Below are 1,507 nucleotides of genomic sequence, written 5' to 3'. Positions count from 1 at the left end.
GGCCAGGCCTCAGCATTTTATTATGGTGATCCCCTGGGCGAAATGCGCCTGGTAAGCAGAGTTTTTGAAACGTAAGGCCTTTGAATAAGACAAAAGGCTGCCTCATCGCTAACTTTGCAACAGTGCCGAATTTAGCGCGGTCGCTAAACATTTCGGCACCACCCAGGTGCTGCACGATATCAATCTGAAAATTGATGCCGGTGAATACCGGCTGGCTGCCGACGATCCGGATGAGGAGAACACCCTCGCCACGGCAGTTTTCACCCTCGATGCCAACCACGTCAGGTGGCAAATTTTCGACATTAACCGCGACGATGCTAAATTTCAGGGAGAAGTGCGTGGGTGAGATAGCCGGTCGTCAGTCATAAAGGGCAGGGTAGTACCGTTGGCCCGGCGTTCGATAGTACCGTCCGGATACTGCCAGATATCGGCGTCCAGGGAGATGTCCTGAAGCGCGGTGTCCGGAATTTCAGGTTTGTGTCTCTACAAAGACTAACTATCAGAAAAACTCATCGAGCATCAAATGAAACTGCAATTTATTCATATCAGGATTATCAATACCATATTTTTGAAAAAGCCGTTTCTGTAATGAAGGAGAAAACTCACCGAGGCAGTTCCATAGGATGGCAAGATCCTGGTATCGGTCTGCGATTCCGACTCGTCCAACATCAATACAACCTATTAATTTCCCCTCGTCAAAAATAAGGTTATCAAGTGAGAAATCACCATGAGTGACGACTGAATCCGGTGAGAATGGCAAAAGCTTATGCATTTCTTTCCAGACTTGTTCAACAGGCCAGCCATTACGCTCGTCATCAAAATCACTAGCATCAACCAAACCGTTATTCATTCGTGATTGCGCCTGAGCGAGACGAAATACGCGATCGCTGTTAAAAGGACAATTACAAACAGGAATCGAATGCAACCGGCGCAGGAACACTGCCAGCGCATCAACAATATTTTCACCTGAATCAGGATATTCTTCTAATACCTGGAATGCTGTTTTCCCGGGGATCGCAGTGGTGAGTAACCATGCATCATCAGGAGTACGGATAAAATGCTTGATGGTCGGAAGAGGCATAAATGCCGTCAGCCAGTTTAGTCTGACCATCTCATCTGTAACATCATTGGCAACGCTACCTTTGCCATGTTTCAGAAACAACTCTGGCGCATTGGGCTTCCCATACAATCGATAGATTGTCGCACCTGATTGCCCGACATTATCGCGAGCCCATCTATACCCATATAAATCAGCATCCAGGTTGGAATTTAATCGCGGCCTCGAGCAAGACGTTTCCCGTTGAATATGGCTCATAACACCCCTTGTATTACTGTTTATGTAAGCAGACAGTTTTATTGTTCATGATGATATATTTTTATCGGCACTGTTGCAAATAGTCGGTGGTGATAAACTTATCATCCCCTTTTGCTGATGGAGCTGCACATGAACCCATTCAAAGGCCGGCATTTTCAGCGTGACATCATTCTGTGGGCCGTACGCTGGTAC

The 1,507-nt window shown here is 46.7% G+C and carries 1 protein-coding gene and 1 pseudogene; one reads left to right on the top strand and one right to left on the bottom strand.

The genetic code is table 11. The features are described 5' to 3' along the window. Positions 1–75, top strand: a pseudogene (locus FTT72_RS16105) (IS6 family transposase); the annotation flags it as partial. A 424-nt stretch (positions 76–499) separates the two neighbouring features. Here FTT72_RS16105 and FTT72_RS16095 read toward each other — a convergent pair. Further along, positions 500–1,315: an aminoglycoside O-phosphotransferase APH(3')-Ia gene (locus FTT72_RS16095; protein WP_000018326.1), complete on the bottom strand. Its 816-nt coding sequence runs from the start codon at positions 1,313–1,315 to the stop codon at positions 500–502. Between the last annotated feature and the right edge of the window lie 192 nt (positions 1,316–1,507).

Origin of the sequence: Acinetobacter sp. YH01005 (genome assembly GCF_013420465.1) — a bacterium.
GTDB lineage: Bacteria > Pseudomonadota > Gammaproteobacteria > Pseudomonadales > Moraxellaceae > Acinetobacter > Acinetobacter amyesii.
The sequence above is the reverse complement of the archived record's forward strand: the minus strand, read 5'-3'. Positions and strand labels throughout refer to the sequence as shown.

Excerpts from the sequence above, each read along its gene's own strand:
- FTT72_RS16095 (WP_000018326.1), bottom strand. The coding sequence starts at position 1,315 with ATGAGCCATATTCAACGGGAAACGTCTTGCTCGAGGCCGCGATTAAAT.